This is a genomic window from Nostoc sp. (assembly GCF_036919895.1).
Taxonomy (GTDB): domain Bacteria; phylum Cyanobacteriota; class Cyanobacteriia; order Cyanobacteriales; family Nostocaceae; genus Nostoc.
In genome coordinates this window covers 1-5,912 of sequence record NZ_JBALBW010000034.1, presented here as the reverse complement: position 1 = coordinate 5,912, position 5,912 = coordinate 1, and the positions used below count along the sequence as shown (strand labels likewise).

Annotated in this window: 4 protein-coding genes; 2 read left to right on the top strand and 2 right to left on the bottom strand. The window is 41.1% G+C overall.

From position 1 onward, the window contains the following. Nucleotides 1-327: 327 nt before the first annotated feature. Together glgP and V7K55_RS06295 are read right to left on the bottom strand one after the other, a co-directional pair. Nucleotides 328-2,892: an alpha-glucan family phosphorylase gene (gene glgP, locus V7K55_RS06300; protein ID WP_334829292.1), complete on the bottom strand. Its 2,565-nt coding sequence runs from the start codon at nucleotides 2,890-2,892 to the stop codon at nucleotides 328-330. A gap of 588 nt (nucleotides 2,893-3,480) precedes the next feature. Further along, nucleotides 3,481-3,804: a hypothetical protein gene (locus V7K55_RS06295; RefSeq protein WP_334829290.1), complete on the bottom strand. Its 324-nt coding sequence runs from the start codon at nucleotides 3,802-3,804 to the stop codon at nucleotides 3,481-3,483. Between the two features lie 623 nt (nucleotides 3,805-4,427). Here V7K55_RS06295 and V7K55_RS06290 point away from each other — a divergent pair. Both V7K55_RS06290 and V7K55_RS06285 read left to right on the top strand, forming a co-directional pair. Continuing rightward, nucleotides 4,428-4,556 (top strand): hypothetical protein, encoded by a 129-nt coding sequence (locus tag V7K55_RS06290; RefSeq protein WP_334829288.1) that lies wholly within the window; start codon nucleotides 4,428-4,430, stop codon nucleotides 4,554-4,556. A 622-nt stretch (nucleotides 4,557-5,178) separates the two neighbouring features. Continuing rightward, nucleotides 5,179-5,880 carry an acyltransferase gene (locus tag V7K55_RS06285; protein ID WP_334829286.1) on the top strand — a complete coding sequence of 234 codons (702 nt, stop codon included), beginning with the start codon at nucleotides 5,179-5,181 and terminating at the stop codon, nucleotides 5,878-5,880. Nucleotides 5,881-5,912: the final 32 nt, after the last annotated feature.

Genomic DNA, 5,912 nt, shown 5'->3' with positions numbered 1-5,912 from the left:
TATTAACCCAGATTTTTGCCAAGCTTACTGCTTTAGGTCGTATTCATCCCGTTTCTACAGGCGTTGAACCCTCATAAATTGGCAATGGTATTGCTACCTAAATCGATTTTTGTAGTGGCTTGCAGTTGTCAATTTGTAGTTAACTCTCTTTTATCACTTTGGGCGAACCCAATCGTTGAAAGAATTTTGGGTTATAATTATTCGTAATTTTAGCGTAATTTTAGCAACAGTTATTTGTAAGGCGTGACTGCATCGTATAATAAAAGGCGTTGCTAAACTTAAATTAGCAACGCCTAATCTTGAATATTTAATAACTATTCAGCACTATTACTCTGCCCAAGCAATCAACCTTGGTTCATAAGCATTAGCCAGATTTTGATTCTTCGGCAATACACGCAAAGACAAACCTTGCAAACCAGAAGCGGTATAGGTGATATTACCCGTGTAAATGCTCAATTGCTGTGAATCCTCACCTTGGTAATCCATCACCACTGTTACAGCGTTGACAATCTCACCATTGGCATCGATCGCACCTTGATATAACTCTACCTGCACATCTTCCTTGCTCAAAGTTGCTAAGTCAACCTTGGCAATGACCGCAACGGTTTGGTTAACTTCAATGTCTGAAGCTGCTGATACGTCAACATCTTTGATTCTGATGTTGAACCAGTGTTCGCTCAGTTTTTCTTTCCAAGCGGCTAGTTCTTTGGCTGGGGCATAGTTATCAACAGTCAGGGTATGATAGCGATCGCTAGCCGGGAAATAAGCTCTAAGAGCATATTCTCCTACCATCCGCGCTGTATTAAAGAAGGGACAATTCAAGCGAATTGCATCCTTCATTTTGGCAACCCACGGACGGGGTAAGCCATCACTATCCCGATGCTCATAAAATAGCGGTACAACTTCCTTCTCAAGCAACTCGTAGAGAGCATTTGCTTCTACTTCATCTTGGTAGTTAGGATCGTCGTAATTCTCTCCATGTCCAATCGCCCAACCTGTGCGGACGTAATCAGCTTCATCCCACCAACCATCTAGTACACTTAAATTTGGCAATCCATTCATTGCCGCTTTCATGCCACTAGTACCAGAGGCTTCCCGTGGACGACGCGGTGTATTTAACCAAATATCACAACCCGCAACCATCAACCGGGCTATGTGAATGTCGTAATTAGGAACAAACACGACCTGTTTTTCTAAATGTTGTTCGCGGATAAAGTGATTGATATCGCGGATCAGTTCTTTACCAGGAATATCTTTCGGATGTGCTTTACCAGCAATCACAAATTGCACTTTCCGGTCTTTGTTAGCCAGCAGAAGCCGCTTAATCCGTTCCAAATCACGCATCCAGAGGGTGGCGCGTTTGTAGGTAGCGAAGCGACGGGCAAAGCCAATAGTGAAAGCGTAAGGATCTAAAACTTCTTGGGCTTGGATAATTTCGGAAGCAGAAGCACCGCGATCGCGCAAATGCTTGACTAAATGCTCCCGTACATATAAAACCATATCTAAGCGGCAGCGTTCGTGATTGCGCCACAATTCTTCATCGGGTATAGCGTCCATCCGATCCCACAATGGGCTATCTGGTGGTGCTGATGACCAATTTGGGCCGAGATAGCGATCGTATAATTCTTGAGTTGATTTGGCAACACAACTCCGAGCATGAACACCGTTAGTAATTGCTGCGATCGGCACTTCCTCTACTGGTACTTTCTGCCATAAGCCCTGGAACATTTGCCGCGACACTACACCATGCAGTTGGGCGACACCGTTAGAAAATGTTGCCATTTTTAGCGCCAGCACCGCCATACTGAAAGGCCCAGATAAATCGCCTGTATTCTCGCGCCCCAATCCTAAAAATTGCTCTTTGGGCAATCCAAATATCTCTGCATAGTACCCCAGGTAGTGCAGCATTTTATCGGGAGCAAACAAGTCAATTCCCGCCGGGACTGGTGTATGGGTAGTAAAAATGTTGCTAGAAGCCACCACCTGTTTAGCTTGAATATAACTCAGCCCTTCTTCCTGAATCAGCAAGCGGATGCGTTCTAAAGCAGAGAAGGCGGCGTGGCCTTCATTCATGTGGTAGGCGGTAACTTTCAGCCCCAAAGCTTTGAGCATTTGCACACCACCGATCCCCAGCATAATTTCCTGGTGGATACGCATATCGATGTCGCCACCGTATAGCTGATCTGTAATGTCGTGGTCGTAAGTGTTGTTGGGTTCAATATTGGTGTCCATCAGATACAGAGGAACCGTTCCCACCTGTACGCGCCAAACTCTGGCATACACCTTGCGTCCAGGATAATCTACTGCAATCCGCAATTCTGAACCATCGGCATTGCGCTCTAGATGCAAGGGCATATTATAGAAATCGTTGAGCAGATAGCGTTCTTGCTGCCAACCATCAGCATTGAGATACTGGGCAAAGTAACCTTGCTGATACAGTAAACCTACACCCACAAGCGGTAGCCCCAAGTCACTGGCAGATTTGAGGTGATCCCCCGCCAGAACACCCAAGCCTCCAGAATAAACGGGTAAACAATCAACAAGTCCAAATTCCGCCGAAAAATAGGCGTAGCATTCTTTTGGTTGATCTTCCCGTTGTTTTTGATACCAAGTGCGCTCTTGTAAATAATCATCTAACTGACGGTCAGCCCGATCCATTTGCGCTAGGAAGCCTTCATCTTCGACAACTTCCAGAAGCCGTGATTGAGAGATAGTACCCAGCATTAACACTGGATTGTGATGGCTGGACTCCCACAGGTCAGAGTCTAAGCGACGGAATAAATCTTTAGTATCAACATTCCAATCCCAGTGCAAGTTATATGATAACCGCCGGAGTGGTTCGAGTCGCGGTGGTAGTGAAGGAGATACGTTAAATGTGCGAATTGGCTGCATAGGTTGGCAAAACTCCAAGTTTAGTTATGGTTATTGTTTACTGTCTTTACCAATGTTGCCAATTCTTTATACTGTAGTTTGTGAAAAAGCGATGACTTTGTTAAGCATTGAGAATTTTTTTTAACATCGTTGCTAAAGTTTACACCAAGGTGTTTCTAATTCTATGCGTTACTCTCAGCCATGTACTTGGTATATTAAGATTTAATCATTGAGTGGCATACATCACTTAAAAAAATCTAGTTTTAAAGAAATAATTTATATTTATTTTAGTATTGCTTCCGGGGATCAGTTATATGGTCTTAGCTGAGGGTGAAAATTTATCGTAGCTGTTGCCAGAAAAATGAAATTTTTAATTATTTTTTAATAAAATTGCACTGAGAAAGAAGCAGTTATGATTCTTTTGTTAAAGTGAGTTCCAGGAGAGGCGATACCAAATAGCCCGTCGCGGACATCACTTAAAACTAGATTAAAAAATTATACCAAGTAGTTGACTAGGAAAAGCGATGCCTGCGGCGGGCTATGCCTACACTAACTACTTGGTATAGTTTTTGATACTAAATCAGGAAAATAACTTTTTAGCGTGTTATTTTACGCGCCTAGTGAAGGCTGATCTTTGGTATTTTTTGTCATTGATAAAGCTACAGCTGCTGCATAAGCAATCTCTGCTGCCATTTGATAAGCAAGTTTGATACTTGATGAAGCGTCTTTGGCCTTAGGAGAGAGAGAAGCTTTTTTTCGGCGCGACTCTTGTTTAACACCGCCTGCTGCAATAGCTCGCTGTAACACGATCCAGCCATCTAGGTCTTCTGAGTCATAATTACTTTGAAGTTGCGATCGCAGTTGATCTTCGGCTACAACACTCAGATAGCCGGTAGTTAGAGCTTCTTGGACAATTTCTTTAATTAAAGCCATAATTTGAACCAAGTGTGTGAGTTAAAACCGATACCTCAATGTGGGTATTTGATGTTATTTGATGTTATTTTCTGAACTTCTCCTAGAAACTAAGCTACGTTTTAGCTTTCCTTCAATAAAATTTATAATGAGTAGTGCCAAGCACGCATCACCCGCTTGGCTCACCCGAATGGGTGATTTACAAATTTTCGTATTGTGAGTAATAGGAAGAGAAAAATTTTGAGCCTTTTGGCTTTTAACGAAGATGATGTCACAAGTATAGTAGATATCATTCTGACTTTAACGCCTAATCATAAAATTACTTGGACAATCAACGGTAGAAATACAGACAAAAATTGCAAGTCATCGCTAAGAGTATTTTTAAAATTACCATCCTCAATGAATTTTAACTAAGTGTATAAAATTATTTAAGAGTAACGTAGGCTTTCCCTGCCGCAAGCATCGCTCCAGTAAAAAAGTTAACTGATTGGCGCTATTTTCATCAACAATAAACTTGGAAATCAAATTATTTGAGAATGTTCCACTAAAAATAAAATGTGTTATCGTTAAAAACAATTGTTCTGAAAACGATTCATGTAATTAGAAACGTGAATTGGCTAGTCTGTAAATCATCCGTGTGCAACATGATTGGAGCAACATACTCTAGAAATTCGTTGCAAGAAAGCCGTCATAGCAGTCGGGGAAGCGCTTACTTGTTTGCACCGATGGTTAACTTCAATGTGATGGCTGATGTGGGAGATAATCCACCCTAATTGGGTTTATTTGGGCAAAGATACCCGATAAAACCCAACAATAATTACATTGTCATGCTAGGCAGAAATTTTATCTACATCTTTAAAATAGTCTAGTTAAATGTATTTTTTGTTGCAGAATATCTTGTATGAATGAGTTGTTTCAAAAGACTAAAATCGCCTGAGAGAAAGTAGCTTCAAGGCAAACAACTTCACCCTTAGTTGCCGAATAAAATAGTACCCTATCTAAACCAGCAAATTTACCCATCAGAAAATTTAATAGGCTGAGATTTGACTCTATAATGCACTGACATTGTTTTGTTAATTGATCCTGGTGAAAAAGAAGCAAATTTTTTACGGGTCTTAACTGGTACAAAAGCTTCTAACGAATCAATGTAATTGTGCATACCAATTTGGTAACTATACCGCATTTAAGTTCAAGAATTGCTCACATAGTTAAAGCCAGACTCTCGTTTTCCAAATGTGGGAAAACTATCTACGAATATGGGTAAATTTTGGTAATGCCGCCACTCAGATTATGTATTAAGAAATACAAAATCCCTGAATATTGGCAGAAGATTAGGATACAGGCAAAACAACTTTCAATACTGTCAACAACAATTAATTGAAGAGATATGTAGCCATGCATAACGAGCAATATTTTTCAAAATTGCAGCGCGTGCAAGAACTTGTAGTAACTACTGTGTTAGGAGATATTCCTACACTTCTTCTAGGCCCGAAGTTGCGTAATTTAGGATATCGGAGTATTTTTGCCCAAATAGACAGCCCAGTTTATATTCAGAATGGTGTTGAATTTAACGGTACTTCTTGTATTGAAATTGGCAGTGGAGTATATATTTTCAAGGGTGTACGGATGGATGCTAGAGGACACAAAAATAATAGAATTCATCTAGGAAATAGAGTAGCTATTGAGCGTAACGTTGATATAGGGTGTTTGGAAGATACGTGTATACATATTGATGAAGACACCTTCATTGCTCCCAACGTCTGTATTGAGGGGCCAGGAGACATTAAAATTGGTAAACACTGTATGATTGCTGCCCACTCAGGGATATATGCTAATAATCATAATTTTGCCGATCCGATAGAGCCGATTAAATACCAAGGTGTTACTCGCAAGGGAATTGTGATTGAAGACGACTGTTGGCTAGGTCATGGAGTAACGGTATTAGATGGCGTTACCATCGGCAAAGGCAGTGTTATTGGTGCGGGAGCAGTTGTCAATAAAGATATTCCTCCTTTCTCCATTGCTGTAGGCATACCTGCACGAGTAATCAAAAACCGAACTGGTAAAGACCTAGCAAAACTTCAAGCTGAGAAATAGGGGACAGGGGACTGGGGACTGGGGACTGGGGA